Annotated in this window: 18 protein-coding genes, 1 other RNA gene and 1 riboswitch; of the genes, 17 read left to right on the top strand and 2 right to left on the bottom strand. The window is 48.5% G+C overall.

Annotated features, from left to right (window positions below):
* Nucleotides 1-32 precede the first annotated feature (32 nt).
* The 14 genes from ffs (at nucleotide 33) to TX77_RS02815 (ending at nucleotide 13,400) form a co-directional block, all read left to right on the top strand.
* An RNA gene (gene ffs, locus TX77_RS13135) (signal recognition particle sRNA large type) lies at nucleotides 33-235 on the top strand.
* 45 nt (nucleotides 236-280) lie between these two features.
* Nucleotides 281-2,239, top strand: coding sequence for a DNA polymerase III subunit gamma/tau (gene dnaX, locus TX77_RS02875; protein ID WP_044503335.1), 1,959 nt, complete (start codon nucleotides 281-283; stop codon nucleotides 2,237-2,239).
* A gap of 26 nt (nucleotides 2,240-2,265) precedes the next feature.
* Nucleotides 2,266-2,583, top strand: coding sequence for a YbaB/EbfC family nucleoid-associated protein (locus TX77_RS02870; RefSeq protein WP_044503334.1), 318 nt, complete (start codon nucleotides 2,266-2,268; stop codon nucleotides 2,581-2,583).
* The gene (gene recR / locus TX77_RS02865; RefSeq protein ID WP_044503333.1) at nucleotides 2,583-3,173 is read left to right on the top strand and encodes a recombination mediator RecR; all 591 of its coding nucleotides are present in this window, start codon (nucleotides 2,583-2,585) and stop codon (nucleotides 3,171-3,173) included. Before TX77_RS02870 ends, recR begins: the two co-directional genes overlap by 1 nt.
* 7 nt (nucleotides 3,174-3,180) lie before the next feature.
* Nucleotides 3,181-3,426, top strand: a complete 246-nt coding sequence (locus tag TX77_RS02860; protein ID WP_044503332.1) for a pro-sigmaK processing inhibitor BofA family protein — start codon at nucleotides 3,181-3,183, stop codon at nucleotides 3,424-3,426.
* Between the two features lie 21 nt (nucleotides 3,427-3,447).
* A complete protein-coding gene (locus tag TX77_RS02855) occupies nucleotides 3,448-4,584 on the top strand; it encodes an efflux RND transporter periplasmic adaptor subunit (protein ID WP_044503331.1) in 1,137 nt (378 codons plus the stop codon).
* 21 nt (nucleotides 4,585-4,605) lie between these two features.
* The gene (locus tag TX77_RS02850) at nucleotides 4,606-5,355 is read left to right on the top strand and encodes an IclR family transcriptional regulator (RefSeq protein ID WP_044503330.1); all 750 of its coding nucleotides are present in this window, start codon (nucleotides 4,606-4,608) and stop codon (nucleotides 5,353-5,355) included.
* Complete coding sequence (locus tag TX77_RS02845; protein WP_044503329.1) at nucleotides 5,352-5,963, top strand: DNA-3-methyladenine glycosylase; 612 nt, start codon at nucleotides 5,352-5,354, stop codon at nucleotides 5,961-5,963. The genes TX77_RS02850 and TX77_RS02845 overlap by 4 nt, the downstream gene beginning before the upstream one ends.
* A gap of 112 nt (nucleotides 5,964-6,075) precedes the next feature.
* Nucleotides 6,076-6,891, top strand: coding sequence for a DUF2156 domain-containing protein (locus TX77_RS02840; protein ID WP_044503328.1), 816 nt, complete (start codon nucleotides 6,076-6,078; stop codon nucleotides 6,889-6,891).
* 12 nt (nucleotides 6,892-6,903) lie between these two features.
* Nucleotides 6,904-8,064: a GNAT family N-acetyltransferase gene (locus TX77_RS02835; protein WP_044503327.1), complete on the top strand. Its 1,161-nt coding sequence runs from the start codon at nucleotides 6,904-6,906 to the stop codon at nucleotides 8,062-8,064.
* Between the two features lie 306 nt (nucleotides 8,065-8,370).
* Nucleotides 8,371-9,654: an AsmA family protein gene (locus tag TX77_RS02830; RefSeq protein ID WP_230198013.1), complete on the top strand. Its 1,284-nt coding sequence runs from the start codon at nucleotides 8,371-8,373 to the stop codon at nucleotides 9,652-9,654.
* Nucleotides 9,655-9,785: 131 nt separating this feature from the next.
* The gene (locus TX77_RS02825; RefSeq protein ID WP_044503325.1) at nucleotides 9,786-10,298 is read left to right on the top strand and encodes a ferritin; all 513 of its coding nucleotides are present in this window, start codon (nucleotides 9,786-9,788) and stop codon (nucleotides 10,296-10,298) included.
* Between the two features lie 34 nt (nucleotides 10,299-10,332).
* A riboswitch (cobalamin riboswitch) is annotated at nucleotides 10,333-10,509 on the top strand.
* 177 nt (nucleotides 10,510-10,686) lie between these two features.
* Nucleotides 10,687-11,688, top strand: coding sequence for a sirohydrochlorin cobaltochelatase (locus TX77_RS02820; RefSeq protein ID WP_044503324.1), 1,002 nt, complete (start codon nucleotides 10,687-10,689; stop codon nucleotides 11,686-11,688).
* A 128-nt stretch (nucleotides 11,689-11,816) separates the two neighbouring features.
* Complete coding sequence (locus TX77_RS02815) at nucleotides 11,817-13,400, top strand: acyl CoA:acetate/3-ketoacid CoA transferase (protein ID WP_044503323.1); 1,584 nt, start codon at nucleotides 11,817-11,819, stop codon at nucleotides 13,398-13,400.
* Between the two features lie 67 nt (nucleotides 13,401-13,467).
* On the opposite strand, the gene TX77_RS02810 is transcribed toward TX77_RS02815, so the two are convergent.
* Nucleotides 13,468-14,928, bottom strand: coding sequence for a hypothetical protein (locus tag TX77_RS02810; RefSeq protein ID WP_044503322.1), 1,461 nt, complete (start codon nucleotides 14,926-14,928; stop codon nucleotides 13,468-13,470).
* Between the two features lie 313 nt (nucleotides 14,929-15,241).
* Here TX77_RS02810 and TX77_RS02805 point away from each other — a divergent pair, with 313 nt between their 5' ends.
* From TX77_RS02805 to TX77_RS02795, 3 genes are all read left to right on the top strand, one after another.
* A complete protein-coding gene (locus tag TX77_RS02805; protein ID WP_044503321.1) occupies nucleotides 15,242-16,024 on the top strand; it encodes an enoyl-CoA hydratase-related protein in 783 nt (260 codons plus the stop codon).
* Nucleotides 16,025-16,123: 99 nt separating this feature from the next.
* Entirely contained in the window at nucleotides 16,124-17,272 is a 1,149-nt protein-coding gene (locus TX77_RS02800; protein ID WP_044503320.1) for an acyl-CoA dehydrogenase, read from the top strand.
* A 264-nt stretch (nucleotides 17,273-17,536) separates the two neighbouring features.
* Nucleotides 17,537-17,887 (top strand): desulfoferrodoxin family protein, encoded by a 351-nt coding sequence (locus TX77_RS02795; protein ID WP_044503319.1) that lies wholly within the window; start codon nucleotides 17,537-17,539, stop codon nucleotides 17,885-17,887.
* Here the strand turns inward: TX77_RS02795 and TX77_RS13995 are convergent.
* The coding region (locus TX77_RS13995) for a hypothetical protein (protein ID WP_044503318.1) at nucleotides 17,884-18,093 on the bottom strand (210 nt) is incomplete at its 5' end. The genes TX77_RS02795 and TX77_RS13995 overlap by 4 nt on opposite strands.

The raw sequence follows: 18,093 nt of genomic DNA, 5'->3' as shown, positions 1-18,093 counted from the left end.
TTGAAAAAAATTCTTGATTTTTTCAGAAATTTTCTTGCCAAAATCGATTTTTCACGATATAATAATGTAGCTAACTTAATAAGAGTACTGGTGCGTGGTAATCCGTTGGGGCTTGTGCAATGGGAACCTATGAACCTTGTCAGGTCCGAGAGGAAGCAGCAATAAGTAGATCTTTCCATGTGCCACGAGGAAACCTGGCGGGTTACCATACACGAGTACTTTTCAGTTGGTAAAAGCAGCGGTTAGCTGCTTTTTTTCATATACGGAAGGAAAGGTATCGATGGCATACATTGCACTATACCGTAAATGGAGGCCTAAGGGATTTGAAGATGTTGTCGGCCAGTCCCATATTACGGAGACATTGCAAAAAGCGATAGAGACGGACAAGGTTGCTCATGCCTATCTCTTTTCGGGCCCTCGCGGGACCGGCAAGACGAGTACGGCCAAAATCTTTGCCCGGGCTATGAACTGTGTTCATGGACCGACGGCTCACCCCTGCAATGCCTGTGAAGCCTGTCTCCATATTATGAGCGGCGAATCCTTGGATGTCGTCGAAATCGATGCCGCCTCTAACCGCAGTATTGAAGATATCCGCACCTTGCGGGAAACGATAAAATTTATGCCTGTTGAAGGGCATAAGAAAATTTATATCATCGACGAAGTTCATATGCTGACGACAGAAGCCTTTAATGCTCTGTTGAAGACACTAGAAGAACCGCCGGCTCACGTCATCTTTATTTTGGCGACGACGGAACCGGAACGGATTCCCCTGACTATTTTATCGCGGTGCCAGCGATATGAATTTCGCCGTATTACGAGTGCTGACATTGCCCATCGCCTGCTCTACGTTGCCGAGCAGGAACAGATTGAACTGACGAAAGGGGCCGCCCATATCTTAGCCGTCCAAGCCGACGGCGGCATGCGCGATGCCCTGAGTATGTTCGACCAGTGCGTCAGCAATGCTTCCGGTGCCGTCGATGAACAACTCGTTCGCGATTTACTGGGCCTCATAGGAAAAGATTGGCTCTTTTCTCTGTCCCAGGCTATTTTTGACGGGCGAAGCGACGTCATTATCAAAGGCGTCGACGATATCATCCAACTGGGCAAAGAACCGAGGGTGATCCTGACCGAGATTTTAGCCCATTTAAGGGCTCTCATGCTCTGTCAGGCAGCACCCGGATCAGATACGCTTTCGGCTTATAGTGACAGCATGGGGGAACTTCGTAAACAAGCGCAGTCTGCCTCGCCGGAAACTATTTTTCAAGTCGTCGATGTGTTGCAGCAGGCTTTACTGACGGCGAAAACGTCGCCGGTTCCGCGCATTGCCGTTGAAATGGGGCTGCTCATGGCGGCCCGTAAATTAACACAGCCTGTCACTGCTGTTGATACGGGGGCGCATATCCCGCAGCCGGCGCCTAAAAAGCAGCATCACGAGGCAATCCCCGTACCGGAAGAAGACGATTATCAATCGTTTAGTGCGCCGGAAGAAGCCGTTCCCTTCCCCGATGATGAGTTTACATCGGTTCAACGAATGGCGCCGTCTGTCGAACGAACTTCCGGAAAGGATGCTTTGTTTGCGGCTGTCCCCTCAAGGCAATCCAATCAAAAGCCGACTTCTCCGTCGGCAGAACAGACGGCAGCGCCGGCTCATCAGGATGTGCCTGAAACGAAGGCGCCGGCTCAGCCGGCAGCTTCGGATGCAGCTCCTGTCGTATCGGCCGATTATCAGAACGTTTGGGATAAGATGTGCGCCATTCTCGACAAAGAGAAGAAGAAAGCTGTTCTATCCTGTATCCGCAATGGACGCGTCATTTACATCGGCGATGGGCAGGTTATCGTCGCCTTTAAGACGGCCTTCATGGTTAAACGGGCGAATCGCGAAGATTACTTTAAACTTACCGATGAAGCCTTGTCTTCCGTCCTCGGAGGGGCCTATCATATGCAGGGGTTCCTTGAAGGGGACGATGAGCTGAAGACTTACGAAAAAAAAAAGCATAAATCCGTAGCGGCAGCGCCGGTCGTCCCTGAAGTCCCGGAAGTCGTCCGACCTCCGGAACCGGAACCGCTGTCGGAAATACCTGAAACCGATATTCAAGCTCCTACAGCCTTGCCCGAATCCGACGAAGAAGTGTGGCAGCCGGCCTCTGTCGACGACATGAACGCCGATGAAAGGGCCGCTCTCGGGCCATTGATTAAAACGGTGGGAGATTGTAATATATATATAGAAAATAAAAAATAAGCTTGAAAGAAACAGGAGGATATCAAATGTTTGGTGGAAATATGCAAGGCATGATGAAAAAAGTACAGAAGATGCAGAAGGAAATGAAGAAACTGCAGGAAGATTTGAAAAAACGCACTGTAGAAGCGACGGTCGGCGGCGGAGTCCTGACCATCGTCATGAACGGTGAAAAAAATGTCGAAAGCGTTCACATCGATCCGAGCATCATCGACCCGGAAGATGCAGAAATGCTGGAAGACCTCATGGTAGCTGCCGTCAATGAAGCCAATAAGAAAGTTGACGACATGATGGCTCAGGAAATGAGCAAGATTACAGGCGGGATGAACCTGCCGGGAATGTTCTAATGGATACGCCGTTAGACAAGCTTACCGAGCAGTTCCGCTGCCTGCCGGGGATTGGCGTTAAAACGGCTCGGAAGCTGGCCTATTACATCGTTCAGCAGCCGACGGGCCGCGTCGATGAATTTATCAATGCCATTCGCGATGCTAAGGAAAATATGCACTTTTGCTCGGTTTGCTTCAACTTGTCTTCTCAGGACCCCTGCCCTATCTGTAGTGATACCAGCCGCGACCATTCGACAATCTGCGTCGTAGAAACGCCGCAGGACGTCCAAGCTATCGAGCGAAGCGGTGATTACCACGGCTTATATCACGTCCTTCACGGAGCCCTTTCTCCTTTGGACGGAGTTAATGTCGAGGATTTGCGCATCCGAGAATTGCTGCAGCGTTTGGGCAATACCGATGTAAAGGAAGTTATCTTGGCCACCGACCCGGATGTGGAAGGAGAAGCAACGGCCTTGTATTTGTCGCGTCTCATCAAGACGGCCGGCATTCGCGTAACTCGTATCGCCCGCGGACTTCCTATGGGCGGCGATATCGAATATGCCGACGAAGCGACACTGGCAGGTGCCGTTGCCAATCGGCAGGAAATGTGAGGAAGGTATGGAATATCTGTCGATAGCCATCGGCGTCGTTATCTTATATTTGGTGCATAAGGTGATTTTGACGCCTATGCGCCATCTCGTGGTCAATGTCATCATTGGCCTTATCGTATTATACGGCGTCAATCATTTCGGCTATCTTTTTGGTTTTCAGCACGTTCCGATTACGCTGGCAACAGGCCTTATTATGGGTCTGTTTGGCCTGCCCGGCGTCGTGCTGGTTACGTTGTATTACACGTTTTTTTAACGTATGCGAAGAAGGGATATCGTGAAATTAAAGAAATGGGCTGTATTGGCCTGTACTGCGGTCTTCGCGGTTTCTGTCCTGTCGGGATGCGGTAACAGCGTATCTACGGAAACAGAGACGGTTTCCAAGTCGAACCATCCCGTAGCCCTGACCTTAGATGCAAATATTACGGCTTTGAATGTAACCAACATCGTTCCAAAAATATCGGGAAAGCTGGTATCGACTCCGCTGGCCGTCGGTCAGCAGGTAAAAGCCGGTGACGTCGTCGCCCAAGTCGATGCTGCCCCATATCAACAAAGTGTCAGTCAAGCTGAAGCCGAACTGGTAGCGGCGTCTGCGGCAGCGGCTCCGACGTATCGGACGGTTACCGTTCCGGACAGCGGCAGCAGCGATAATGGCGGCCGTCGGGCTGAATTGAAAGCCTGGTATAATATGGGGGCCTTATCCAAGGTTGAATACAATCAGATGATGGCCGATTCAGGCGGCGGCACTCAGACTGTCCAGGTTCCTGAAGCGGCACCGGTCAATCAAGAACGAATTGCTCAGCTCCAGCAAGCTATTCAGACGGCTCGCGACATGCTGGGGAATGCGACGATTTATTCGCCTATCGAAGGGCGGGTAACGGCCGTATCCGACAATCCGTCTATCGCCGTTGCCGGCAATGTATTGGCGACGATTCAACAGATGTCACCGTTGGTTGCCACCTTTGCCGTACCGGAAATGTATGTTAAGGCCTTGTCGGAGGCTAAGGGTGCAGGCAGTTTGCAAATTTCCATCATTGCGCCTTCCGGCGAAACGGAAACGGGTGAATTGACCTACTTGGCAACGGAAAAAGATCCGTCAACCGGTTCCTATATGGCAAAAGTTACCTTTAATAATGCCAAGAATCTCTTTGTTCCCGGTGAATTTTACCACGTCCGCATTGCCACGCCGCAGGAAGTTTCACAGATTACCGTTCCGAAGACAGCTGTCCGTACCAAGGACAGCGGTGATTTCGTTTACATCGTTAACAGCAGCGGTTTAGCCGATGCTCGGTCCGTATTGACCGGTGATGAATCGGACGGCCGCGTCGTCATTTTAGATGGCCTTCAAGAAGGCGATATTGTCGTTTCCGATCCGCCTGATTCACTGGAAATCGGAATGAGTGTAAAGTCATAATTTCAAGGGAGGGTGAGGCCAGTGGGCAAAGATGAACATCAGAGCAGTTTATTGAAATCTCTGGAAAAAAGCCTTGATGTCCTCGATTTGTTCGTCGAGTGCAATACGGGGATGACCTTAAAGGAAATCGCTGAGCATACGGGCCTGAACACGTCGACGGCATTCCGTATTGTAAACACGCTGGAACGCCGTCAATACCTGACTCGCAGCGATGCATCCAAGAAATACCGCCTGGGACCTAAGGCGCTGGCTCTCGGATACTCGTCGCACTGGACGGAAAATGTGGTCACCTTGGCTAAACCTTATTTACGACGTTTACAACAGTTGTTTAATGAAACGGTCAGCATTTATATTGCGGAAGGTGAATTTCGCATCTGCCTCGATCATGTAGAAAGCACTCACTCACTTCGACGGGTCATTCCTATCGGTGAGTCCCTGCCCCTTTACAAGGGAGCTGCCGGCAAGGTGCTTTTGGCCTGGGCTCATGATGACGAACGCCAAGGCTATATCGATAAATACGGCAACATGTCTGAAGAAGAGTTTGCTTCCATTCGCCATAACGGCTATGCCATTACGCAGGATGAAAGCGAACATGGCTTGTTTGCCCTGGCCGTTCCTATTTTTAACTTCGAAGGGCAGGTCATTGCTTCCTTGACAATTGCCGGTCCGTCTATGCGTTTTTATGACTCTATTCGTCAGAAGATGCTGTTTAAAGCCAGTCAATTTGCTAATGAAATTTCACATTCCTTAGGATACCGGAAAAAATCATGATAGGCCCTACTTGGACGCCCCGGGAATTTTTATCCGATGCCGTAACCGTTGCCCAAAGGCTTCTGGGACAATATCTTGTTCATAAGACTCCGGAAGGCCTTTGTGCCGGACGAATTGTCGAAACAGAAGCTTACGGTTGTACCTGTGACGGCGTAGCTGACGACGGCTCTCATAGCTTTCGCGGCCTGACCGGCCGAACGGCTCCCATGTTTCATAGGGGCGGTATTAGCTACGTTTACTTGATCTATGGAATGTATTCTTGTTTCAATGTCGTTACCGGTCCGTCCGGACAGGGGCAGGCTGTCCTTGTTCGCGCTGTCGAACCGGTCATTGGAATGGAATTGATGGCCGAGCGCCGCAAGGCTAAGAAGCTCGGCAAGAACCTGACAAACGGGCCGGGGAAGCTCTGTCAGGCTTTTGGAATCACAAGAGTGCATAATGAGCTTGATTTAACGGGGCCCAGCCTTTATATTGCTCATGATGACACCGGGTCTGCCGTTGATATCGTGCAGACGACGCGCATTAATATCGATTACGCAACTCACGGAAAGCATTTTCCCTGGCGTTTTTATATTAATGACAATCCTTATGTATCTAAGGTGCTGTAACTTTTAGGGGGAGATTACTATTATTCAATTCAGAGAATTTAGATTAGAAGATAAACCGCTCATCGATGCCTATTTTAATGAAAAGCGGTATGAACAGGCTGATGCGACCTTTATGACCTTATTTGCTTGGCAAAAGCCCTATGAAATCCAGTGGGCCGAAGAAGATAACGTCCTCTATGTGCGCTCAGGCCGCGGTAAAAAGCAGTTCTGGATTCCGCCTTTTGCCCGTAAAGACGGCAGCTTTGTCAAAGGCGTCCTGCGCATGCATGAGTGGTTCGAAGAACACGGCTATCCCTTTCTCATGAAGGGCGTTACGCCGGCAGCTGTCGAACGAATCAAGGCACTCTGTGAAGACTGTTATGACTTCACACCTGACCGGGACAATTACGAATACGTGTACTTGACTCAGAGCCTGATTAACTTATCCGGTAAAAAATTCCGTCAGAAGAAAAATAATCTCAATCACTTCCGAAATCAATATATCGGCAACTGGGAATATGTGCCCATTACAGAAGATATCTTTGACGAATGTCTGGAAGCCGAAAAGACTTGGTATAATCAGCACGAAGACGGCGATGGCGACGATGAACTCTTAGGTGAACGCCACGCTATCGAAACAGTCTTTAATAACTGGTCGGTACTGCAGCCTACGGGCGGTGCTATCCGTATGTACAATAAAATCGTGGCCTTTTCCATCGGCGAAATGCTCAACGATGATACGGCTATCATCCACTTTGAAAAGAGTGATCCTACGATCCGCGGTCTTTACCAGGCTATTAACCATGAATTCGTCGTCCACGCTTGGGGCCATACGACCTACATCAACCGTGAAGAAGACATGGGGATTCCCGGCCTGCGCCATTCCAAGGAATCGTACAATCCCGACCATTTCGTAGAAAAGTACGACGTCACGCTGCGTAAGAAATAAGGGGGCTTTTTTATGGATTTCCGCTTGGCTTCTCCTGAAGACCGAGGTCTCGTCGAAAGCCTATGGGACTACTGTTTTGAACATCGGGAAGACCCGTTCTTCCAGTGGTATTTCAACCATTTTTATCAGCCGGAAAATGTTCTTATGGGTTTTCAAGATGATGAGATGGCCTGCCTGACGCACCTGAATCCCTACACACTGTCCCTAAGGGGCAAGGCCATTGATACGTCTTATATCGTTGGCCTGGCCACCCATCCGGCAGCTCGGCGCGGCGGCATTGGCGGTAAATTGTTGACAGCGGCCTTAGTTGAAATGAAACGACGCGGCCATTACGTTAACATCCTCATGCCCAGTAAGGCCGGTTTCTATCAGCCCTATGGCTATGAACTCTATTGCCATCAGTGGAAAGAAACGCTGCCCCTTGAAGCCCTGCGCCCGTTGACGGATCGTACCGTCCGCTATGCCTTCGTCAACAGCAGCGACCAATGGCCATACTTGGCAGCCGTGTATGACGGCTATACGAAGGGGCTTTCCGGCTATGCTCTGCGTGATGAAAAAAGCTGGCGCAGCCATATCGATGCTCAATTGGGAGAAGGCAATATTGCCGTCTGTTTCGATGGCGATACGCCTATTGGATATGCCTTTTATCAATTGGGACAACCGACGATTGTCAGTGGTGAATTTGTTTACACCTCTCGTAAAGGCAAGGCCGGCCTTCTCGGTTATATGTATAACCATCGTTCTCAAGGCGAAGCCTTTCAGTGGAACGAAGGCATTCACGACCAGTCCTATCGCTTCTATCCCGATGGAAAATCGGGCCATGAAACGATGCCCTTCATGACCGGCCGCATTGTCGACGTCAAAGGGGCTTTGGAACAGCAGCCGTATCGTGCCGATGGGAAAGTTACCTTCCATACGGAAGATCCCTTGGCCGATTGGAACTGCGGTACCTTTACCTTAACCGTAACCGGGGGCAGGGGCATTGTTACCCGAGAAATGTCAAAGGATGCTGATGTTACCATGCCTATCGGAACTCTGGCCTTATTGGTCTTTGGTGCCATGGACGTAAACGACCTGGTATTCAATGAAAAACTCCAAGGTTTGGATACGGCCTTAAAGGCTCTTCAGGCGCTCTTCCCGACAGAAAAAAACTGGATCAACGAATGGTATTAAAAACTTTTATGAATGCTGTCTCTCCGGGGACAGCATTTTTGATATCGGATACGGCCTTCGACATCACTCTTTGGTAAGATGAAAATGAAACGGGTTTACATCGACTGATATGACGATAATAGCGGTAACTATGCCGATTTTTATTTTGAAATCGCCATTTGTTTAATGGAATAGTAAACTTGTAAATGACTCATTTCTTAGCATTTTGCGGTTTGATTTTTATGTTTTGTTCAAAATACAGCAGCTATGGAGGTTCGCGTGGGTAATTGGGTTCGTCGTCATAAGAAAAAATTTATACGAGGCTTCGTGGTCTTCTTAGTATTAGCTGCAGCCCTTTATGGACTGTGCTTTTATATGAGCTATAAGGCTGCTGATATTTTTAATAAGACCGTTGCCGAACGCCAATTGTTCCCGGGGACGGTCACGGTGGAACGACTGACGGCGACACCGGGTGGGACCGTTTCCTTTGAAAACCTGATCTGGGTCGATGAAGACGGTAAGAAGTTGGTAGAGGTCCCGGACGGAGAGTTTACCGTCAAGATCAGCGATATCCTTACCGGGCGCATTGGAACCCAGACACTTGAAACAGTGACCCTGAATAATGCCTACCTCCACCTGATTTTTAATGACAAGATGGAATTGCAGCACATCAAATCCAATCCTGGAGACAGCGAGAAAAAAGGGCAGAAGGTCATTGAACTGACAGGACCTAAGGGAAATCGTCCTTTTAACTGTCGTGTCGTACTACGTCACAGTACCATCGAGGCGGAGTCCCCGGACCGTCACTTCACCATAGAAGATGTCGATTTGGACGCGGATATCCATACTAAAGGCAAGACCGATATCAATTTGCAGGCCGGCCCTTTTTCCGGGACCGTGGCTGCTAAATCCTTGCGCATTCGGGGCAGTATCGACTTTGCACCGGAAACACCGCAGTACGACTTATTCCTGCTTCTGACCGACTGCAATCCGAAATCCCTCGGAGCAGGTCTCGATATCGACGATCCGGCGACCGTATCGGCTGACATAAAAGGCCCCTTAGATAAACCTGTCATTGACGGGATTTTGACGATGGATAAGCTCGATATTACGACCTTAGTATTTACCGACGTCAAAGGTCAGGTTCACTATGAAAAAGGCCTTCTTGATATCCGTGATGTGACGGCCGGTGTTTTCGGCGGTTCTATGAAGGGACGGGGGCAGGTCAATTTAGATGATAAATCTTACACAGCGGATATCGTAGGGACCCAGCTTCAGGGGAGCATTGCTGCCCATGACCTGTTTTTGCGCTGCGATGTCGACCTCAATCTTCATATGGAAGAAAATCGCACGACTGGAACGAAAGCTGTTTATGGAGATTTTTGGTCCGGGCCGGGACGTTACCATGGCCTGCCCTTCCGAGGCATTTCCGGTTCCTTTGCTCAGGATGGCAAAGACCTCCATTTCCAAGATGTCGTCATATCCATGTTTTTCGGTGACGTTTCGACAGATGCTTTGTCGATTGTCGACGGTAAGGTCCACATGGGGACCATCCATGTCAATTACAAGGATGGCAGCCACAGTCACCACAAAGGACCCGGTTCTGACTAATTAATATTGATTTTCTTTAGAAAATAGATAAAAATAGGTTTCAGAACCTGCAAAATGTGTTATAATAAAGTTGCTTAAATAAAAAGCCCGTTTTATACGAGTTTTCAGAAAGGAAACAAGGAGGTATTACTATGCTTGATGCAAAAGTAAAAGAATTAATTAACGCTCAGATCAATGAAGAATTTTTCTCTGCATATTTGTATTTGTCCTTTGCCAACTACTTCTATGACAACGGTCTCGACGGCTTTGCCAACTGGTACGATATCCAGGCTCAGGAAGAACATGACCACGCCATGTTGATGCGGACTTATCTGCACAACAACGGCGAAAGAGTTATCTTTGAAGCCGTTAAACAGCCGCAGAATGACTTTGCAAGCGCGGAAGCCGTCCTCAAAGAGGGCCTGGCTCATGAACAGTATGTAACTTCCTTAATCAATAAAATCTATCATGCCGCTGACAGCGTCCATGATTACCGCACCATGCAGTGCTTCGACTGGTTCGTCAAAGAACAGGGCGAAGAAGAAAAGAATGCCGACGACCTGCTTAAAAAATATGAACTGTTTGGCAAAGATGCTAAGGGCCTCTATTCCCTCAACCAGGAATTACTGGCTCGTACCTATGTAGCTCCGACCTTGGTTTTATAAGATAAGGAATCGGTCAACTACTATTTCTTTAACAAATACATAGCGTATATCAGGTGCGTAAGCTCAATAGAGAAGTCCGGTGAAAGACCGGCGCGGTCCCGCCGCTGTAAGGAGGAGCCCGGCTGCTATGATGCCACTGTACGAACGTATGGGAAGGCGCAGCAAGGCTGTGATTCCGAGCCAGAAGAACTGCCTGGTTAAAAATCACCGATTGACCTGCGAGCGATGGGGATGGCGATTGATAGTCAGAACTTACGACGATATAGACTAGGAAGAGTCTCGCATGATGTCATGAACATCTGTGCGAGGCTCTTTTTTTATGGGAATCATTCGATGGTGAACGCTTAATGTATATAATTTTACTTTTTTATTTAAAGGAGAGATTGTTATGCGTTGTAAAAAATTGAAAACCGCCTTGATCCTGTCCCTGGCTATTACGTCTATGGGTGCCTTCGGCGCCACCTCTTTTGCTGCCGGTTACACCCTCAACCCGGAAGTTAAAGATGCTACGCCGGCTTTAAAACAGGCCGCTGAAATCGGCGTCCGTACCTACAATAACCCGGCCATGCAGAACGTCGCCAATAAAGACGCTATTTTAGTGCTCAGCTTTGGTACGACCTACAAAGACAGCCGCCAGAAGACAATCGACAAGACCGTTTCTGACATTCAGGCAGCTCATCCGAATCAAAAAGTCGTCGTAGCCTTTACGTCTCATATCATCGTCGACCGCATTAAAGCCAACGAAGGCCTTGATATCCCGACGCCGGAAAAAGCCTTGGAACAGCTGAAAAAAGACGGCTATACCCGCGTTGCCATCACCTCCCTCGACGTCATCCCCGGTATGGAATACGCCTATGATTCGGCCATTTTTGACCTCTATAAGAATGACTTCAAGAAAATGACCCTCGGTACGCCGATTCTCTATTGGATGGGCCAAGAAGATCAGCGCGACGACGTGGAAGAATTCGTCCAAGCTTTTTCGACCCAGTTCCCTAAAATCGGTGACCAAGAGGCCATTCTGGTCATGGCCCACGGTACGCCCCATCCGGCCAATGCCTACTATTCCGTCGTTCAGAACCGTCTCGATTCGGCAAAACTCGGCAACGTTTACATCTATTCCGTCGAAGGCTGGCCTCACTTGGATACGGTCATCCCCATGCTTAAAGCTAAGGGCATCAAACACGTTACCCTCATGCCGATGATGATGGTTGCCGGCGACCATGCCAATAATGATATGGCCGGTGCCGAAGAAGATTCCCATAAGAGCATTCTTGAAAAAGAAGGCATTACCGTTACCCCCTATATCCACGGTCTCGGTGAAAACGATGCCATCCGTCATATGTTCGTCGAACGGGCCGATGAAGCATGGAATGCCCTGGAAGCTGAATAATTTGACTTCTTGGAATTTTTTCATACAAAAATAGTCCATCCTTTTCATGTATTATTCCACTCCGACCTTTTGTATACTGAAATCACGAAGAACACGTCATGAAACGTGAGACATAGGAGATGGAAGACATGAAACAAGTGAAAATAATTACAGCTCAAGAAGCGGCAATGCTGGTAAAAGACGGCGACGTCGTAACGACAAACGGTTTTGTTGGATCCGGTCAGCCTGAAGCCTTGACCAGTGCCCTTGAAGAACGGTTTTTAGAAAGCGGTGCTCCGAAAGACTTGACCCTTATCTACGCTGCCTCCCAGGGGAATACCGATGGCCGCGGCGGCGATCACTTCGCCCATGAAGGCATGCTGAAAAAAGCCATCTTAGGTCACTGGAATGCTGTTACCGCCCTCCAGGCCCTGGTAAACGACAATAAGATTCAGGCATACAACCTGCCCCAGGGGACCTTGGCTCAGTATTTCCGCGACGTGGCGGCCCATCGCCTGGGCACGATTACGCACGTCGGCCTCGATACCTTTGCCGACCCACGCATCAGCGGCGGCCGCCTCAATGACGTTACCAAAGAAGACTTCGTCAAAGTCGTCGAAATCGACGGTCATGAACAACTCTTCTATCCGCGTATGGATATGAACGTCGGTTTTATCCGCGGCACCTATGCCGATGAATGGGGCAACGTCGTCATGAGCAAGGAAGTGTCTCCCTTTGACGCAACGCCTTTAGCACAGGCCGTTCATAACAGCGGCGGCACTGTCGTCGTCCAGGTCGAAAAAATCGTCAAAGGCGGTACCCTCGACCCGAAACTGGTAAAAGTACCGGGAATCTATGTCGATTACCTCGTTCAAGTTGACGATGAGGCTAAACGCCAGCAGTCCTTCGATTGTGAATACGATCCGTCCCTGACCGGCGAAACGACGATTCCCGTCAAAGCCCTCGATCCGGCTCCGCTCAATGCTAAAAAAGTCATTGCCCGCCGGGCGGCTCTCTTGCTCCTCAACATGAGCAATGAAGCGGTCATCAACTTGGGCATCGGCATTCCGGAACTCGTTTCTTCCGTTGCTAACGAAGAAGGCATCGGCGACAGCCTGACCATGACCGTCGAAGCCGGGGCTATTGGCGGCATTCCTCTCGGCGGCGTCCGCTTTGGCGCCTCGGTTAATGCCGAAGCCTATATGGACCAGGCTACACAGTTCGACTTCTACGATGGCGGCGGCTTGGATCTGACCTGCCTCGGCCTTGCTGAATGCGATAAAGACGGCAATATCAACGTTTCTAAATTCGGTACGCGCATTGCCGGCTGCGGCGGCTTCGTCAATATCACCCAGAATACGAAAAGCGTCGTCTTCTGCGGTACCTTTACGACGGGGAAACTCCGCGAAGAAATCAAAGACGGTGAACTCCACATCCTTCAGGAAGGGAAAGTCAAGAAATTTGTTCCCGAAGTCGGTCATATTACTTTCAGCGGCAACTATGCCCGTAAACATAAACAGCATGTCCTGTACATCACGGAACGAGCTGTATTTGAAATGAAAGAAGACGGCGTCCACCTTACAGAAATTGCACCGGGCATCGATCTTCAGAAAGACGTCCTCGATCAGATGGGCTTCACTCCGATTATCGACGATGTCAAAATCATGCCGGCATTCCTCTTTAGAGATGAACCGATGGGCTTGAAACAAATGAAAGAAGATTTGAAAAAATAAGCTGAATCGCGATATAAAACAGGCTCCATGAATCATGGAGCCTGTTTTTCGTTGCCTGCATATTTTATTATTTGGATAAGGATACGGTCCGTTCAATGAGGGGCTTGTACGTTTCGTATTTCTTATTGAGTGCGTCCTTGTCGTACTGGCGGTACGACGGCTGGTTTTTCATATTTTGGAAGGCGTTGAGCAGCAGTGAATGAAGGCGATTGCTGTTGATGATGTAGAATGAATCGGCATCGTTATGGATGTTCCGCTTGTTCTTTTTCAGGAAACCTGTCTTGTAGTTGGAATAGAAGGACAGGTCCTTTCCCATGTAGAAGCCTTCATTAACGGAGGGCAAGAGGACGCCCATGGTCAGCTTGGGATTCTTTTCCATCCCTTCGAGAACGCTTTTTATGTGGGCTTTTCGCTCTGCTGCCGTCAGGTTGTATTCAATATCGGTCAGATAGATATATCCCGATTCGACGTAGCGCAGGAGAGACGTCGTCGGTATCATGAAGGTGATTTCTGCGGCATTGAGGACTTCTTCCCAGGTTACGCACAGGCGTTGAATGGAAAATGCCCGTTCCGGCGATACGTTTTGGCTGATACTGTCGAACACTTCGTGGGGCAGGAGAAATTCAAAACCGATGGTCAAATAGAAAAAGAAGCGCGTCGTCGCATAGAAGGCCGTGCGGTATCCCAATTCATCGAGGCCTAAAGAACTTGCCGTTGACATGATGGGTCTCTGTTCAGAGCCGGTGAAGCTGAATTTTTCATAAATATCCCATACCATGGATTCATCGAAGATATAGGTGCACATCTTAAAGCGCATTTGCGGGTCCAACGCATATTGAACGACGAAGGATCCTTTCAGGATGATGAGGTTGGCATTGGCCGATTCCTTCATGTCGTAAAAGACAAAGTCAATATCGAGGTATTCATCTAACGTGCGATAAAGGTTAGTCAAAGCCTCTGGGTCGGCTTCCAATTTGTCAAGGTCCAGTCCGACACGAACGACAAGCTTATTTTTGAACTGAAGTCCTTCGAAATATTTCCAGAATCGGGAACTGCAGATGGTAGTGAATTCGCCGAGTACCAAGAGTTCACCGTCTTCTTCAAGATTCTGGATGCTCTTTTGCAGGAGGTCTGCTAAGAAAGCCGAAGTATCATGGTGGCCCGTAACGACTTTGATGGACGGACGATTTTCTTTGCTTTTCGGAGCCCGGTTTTGATGTAGTGTCGTCCGATATGCTGAGCATAAGTACTGACTGATTTCAAAGCCCAGGTCTTCCGCATGTTCTGGAATGGGGAAGGATTTAAAAAACTTATCTTTCTTCTTTTGCTTGACGATGAGTTCGGCAAAATACTGGCCCATATCTTCATTTATCCGCTCTACATAGCGGGAAGACGGCAGCTTTGTACCATTGCTCCACTTATTGACATAAGAAACGTCATAGCCGACGACGTCAGCCAGGGCGATAAATTTGGCCTGCGTAAAGGAAATGAGCTTTTTTAACGTTGCAGAATATCCATCTGAAATCATGGTGTGCCTCCTTAGAATGGATTTTTTTATTGATGTAGGAATCTACATATCTTTCAATATGTTATGAAAATTATTCATTCGCTGTATAAATTAAGTTCAACAAGCATGTACATTTTATCACATACCACGGACGATAACAACGAATTTGACAAAAAAATTCACAAGGACTTAATTCTATGCAAAAAAGGGCAAGCCTTTCCTGTTTTGTTCCAAGTCAGTCATTTGTATACTGTAGTCACAAGGTTGGTTCAAGACGAACCGACAAATAGAACATAGTTAGTTACGATTAGAACTATATTAGGAGGCTTTCATTATGGATTACAAAAACATTAAATTCGTCAACGAAGAAGGTATCGGTATTTTAACAATCAGCCGTCCCAAGGCCCTCAACGCCTTGAATACAGAAACGGTTACGGAATTGAACGACTGCGTCGGCAAAATCGAAAACGATGAATCGGTCAAAGTCGTCATCATTACCGGCGACGGCGCTAAATCCTTCGTAGCCGGTGCCGACATCGTAGAAATGTCGACGAAGAACCCTGTTGAAGGCCGTAAATTTGGCAAGATTTCCCAGGATACGTTTACTCGCATCGAAAACCTTCCTCAGCCGGTCATCGCTGCTGTCAACGGTTTCGCTCTCGGCGGCGGCTGCGAACTCGCTTGCGCCTGCGACTTCCGTTACGCTTCGGACAATGCAAAATTCGGCCAGCCTGAAGTTGGTCTCGGCATTACCCCGGGCTTCGGCGGCACTCAGCGCCTTCCCCGTGTCGTTGGCCGCGGCTATGGCAAAGAATTGATCTTCCGTGCCAACATGATCGATGCTAACGAAGCTTATCGCATCGGCTTGGTCAACAAAGTCGTTCCCCAGGCTGAATTGATGGATGTCTGCAAACAGACGGCTAAAGAAATCATGGCTAATGCACCTATCGCTGTACAGCTCGCTAAGACGGCTATCAACCGCGGTATCAATTGCGACGTCATCACCGGTATCGCTTATGAAGATGAAGTCTTTGCACTGTGCTTCTCCACGGCCGATCAGAAAGAAGGCATGGACGCATTTGTAAACAAACGTGCTAAAAACTTCCAGGGCAAATAATCATCACCCATAAGCATAAAATAGGGCGCCGTTTGGCGGCGTCCTTTTTTATAAATATTAAGTATGGCATAAGAACTATTTTTAGGAGGAACACCTACCATGGATTTTAAACTTACCGAAATGCAGCAAGATATCGCAAATCTCGCCAGAGATTTTGCTGAAAAAAAATTAGCTCCCACTGTAAAAGATCGCGACGAACAAGAAATTTTTGACCGCGCTATCCTCGACGAAATGGGTACCCTCGGCCTTCTCGGCATTCCCTGGGAAGAAGAAAACGGCGGCGTCGGCGCGGACTTCCTCAGCTTGGCTGTTGCCTGCGAAGAAATCGCTAAAGTCGACCCCTCTATTGCTCTCAGCTTCGAAGTACACACCATGCTCTGCTCCTGGCCGATTTGGAAATTCGGCACAGCCGAACAGAAAGCTAAATACCTCAAGCCCTTGGCAGAAGGCACGAAACTCGGCGCATTCGGCCTTACCGAACCGAATGCCGGCACCGATGCTTTGAATGGTTCTACCGTTGCTGTTAAAAATGAAGACGGCAGCTATACCCTGACCGGTTCTAAAGTTTTCAATACCAATGGTGGTGAAGCGGACGTTACGGTCGTATTCGCTTCGACGGATAAATCCCTCGGTGCAAAAGGCATGAGCGCTTTCATCGTTGAAAAAGGCATGGAAGGCTTCACTTACGGCAAAAAAGAAGTTAAAATGGGGATCCGCGCTTCCGTCCAGCGTGAACTCGTATTCCAGGACGTTAAAATCCCGGCTGAAAACCTCCTCGGCAAAGAAGGCGAAGGCTTCAAGATTGCTATGATGACCCTCGACGGCGGCCGCGTCGGTGTCGGTGCTCAGGCACTCGGCATTGCAGAAGGCGCCTACAATGCTGCTCTCCAGTATGCGAAAGAACGTACGCAGTTCGGCAAACAGATTGCAAAATTCCAGGCTGTCAGCTTCATGCTGGCTGATATGAAACTCAAGATCGAAACAGCCCGCCTGGCCGTTTATAAAGCTGCTTGGAAAATGTCCCAGCCCGACGTTAAATCCTATTCCGTCGATGCCGCTATCGCTAAGAAATACGCATCCGATGTCGCTATGCAGGTTACGACCGATGCTGTACAGGTCTTCGGCGGTTACGGCTTCACCCGTGAATATCCGGTTGAACGCTACATGCGCGATGCTAAGATCACTCAGATTTACGAAGGTACCAACCAGGTACAGCAGATGGTCATCTCCGGTGCCATCCTCCGCTAAGTTTTAAACCTTGCTTTCTCCTTAACAAATAATGATATAGAATAATAGTATATAACCGCTTACATAAAGGCCCTGACAAAACCTCCGTCAGGGCCTTTATTTTCGCTGCTCAATGATAAGCATGCTCATTATGCATGAATCGGTTGACAAGGATGACTTCATAAGGTAGAATAAAACAAAAATAAAGCTTTGTTGCTAAATACCTAACTATGTTTACCCTATTATTAATCATATATTTGAACCATTCACAGAGGAGGAGTTAACATGAAAGACGTAAAATTCTATCAGCTTGAAGGTAAAAATGTAGTAGCATTACTCAGCGGTATCGTAGAAGGCGCAACGCCGATTGCTGTCGGCTCTGTCGACGCAGCCAAAGAAAAACATATCCCTGACGTAAAACGCGTGGGAGATACCATCGAAGTTACCGTTGGTTCCGTAGAACATCCGATGCTCGAAGAACATTACATCGAATGGATTGCCTTGGCAACGGACGACAAACTGGAAGTTAAATTCCTGAAACCGGGCGAAGCTCCGAAAGCCGTTTTTGCAGCTGTCGATTCCGGCGTCGTATATGAATCCTGTAATCTCCACGGCATCTGGAAAGCCGAATTCTAATCCATAACGCATCTTGTAAGGCCCGCCTCTTTGAAGCGGGTCTTTTTTTTGTATATCTTTTCTACATATAGTCTTGACAATTCCTTTACACGGGAGTATACTGAATAAACTGTCAGGGGGAAGTCCTCAGGCAGCCCGGCTGAGACAACAGCCGCGAGAGCACGGCTTGAAAGAACTTTCAAAAATGTGCTTGACAAGCTCCACGG

Origin of the sequence: Megasphaera massiliensis, from assembly GCF_000455225.1 — a bacterium.
Classification (GTDB): domain Bacteria; phylum Bacillota; class Negativicutes; order Veillonellales; family Megasphaeraceae; genus Megasphaera; species Megasphaera massiliensis.
The sequence above is the reverse complement of the archived record's forward strand: the minus strand, read 5'-3'. Positions and strand labels throughout refer to the sequence as shown.

What these genes read in the sequence shown, in the direction of transcription:
- TX77_RS02870 (WP_044503334.1), top strand. Translation starts at nt 2,266, where the DNA reads ATGTTTGGTGGAAATATGCAAGGCATGATGAAAAAAGTACAGAAGATG.
- dnaX (WP_044503335.1), top strand. Translation starts at nt 281, where the DNA reads ATGGCATACATTGCACTATACCGTAAATGGAGGCCTAAGGGATTTGAA.
- TX77_RS02835 (WP_044503327.1), top strand. Translation starts at nt 6,904, where the DNA reads ATGGATTTCCGCTTGGCTTCTCCTGAAGACCGAGGTCTCGTCGAAAGC.
- TX77_RS02805 (WP_044503321.1), top strand. Translation starts at nt 15,242, where the DNA reads ATGGATTACAAAAACATTAAATTCGTCAACGAAGAAGGTATCGGTATT.
- TX77_RS02840 (WP_044503328.1), top strand. Translation starts at nt 6,076, where the DNA reads ATGACCTTATTTGCTTGGCAAAAGCCCTATGAAATCCAGTGGGCCGAA.
- TX77_RS02795 (WP_044503319.1), top strand. Translation starts at nt 17,537, where the DNA reads ATGAAAGACGTAAAATTCTATCAGCTTGAAGGTAAAAATGTAGTAGCA.
- TX77_RS02860 (WP_044503332.1), top strand. Translation starts at nt 3,181, where the DNA reads ATGGAATATCTGTCGATAGCCATCGGCGTCGTTATCTTATATTTGGTG.
- TX77_RS02815 (WP_044503323.1), top strand. Translation starts at nt 11,817, where the DNA reads ATGAAACAAGTGAAAATAATTACAGCTCAAGAAGCGGCAATGCTGGTA.
- TX77_RS02820 (WP_044503324.1), top strand. Translation starts at nt 10,687, where the DNA reads ATGCGTTGTAAAAAATTGAAAACCGCCTTGATCCTGTCCCTGGCTATT.
- recR (WP_044503333.1), top strand. Translation starts at nt 2,583, where the DNA reads ATGGATACGCCGTTAGACAAGCTTACCGAGCAGTTCCGCTGCCTGCCG.
- TX77_RS02810 (WP_044503322.1), bottom strand. Translation starts at nt 14,928, where the DNA reads ATGATTTCAGATGGATATTCTGCAACGTTAAAAAAGCTCATTTCCTTT.
- TX77_RS02800 (WP_044503320.1), top strand. Translation starts at nt 16,124, where the DNA reads ATGGATTTTAAACTTACCGAAATGCAGCAAGATATCGCAAATCTCGCC.
- TX77_RS02845 (WP_044503329.1), top strand. Translation starts at nt 5,352, where the DNA reads ATGATAGGCCCTACTTGGACGCCCCGGGAATTTTTATCCGATGCCGTA.
- TX77_RS02825 (WP_044503325.1), top strand. Translation starts at nt 9,786, where the DNA reads ATGCTTGATGCAAAAGTAAAAGAATTAATTAACGCTCAGATCAATGAA.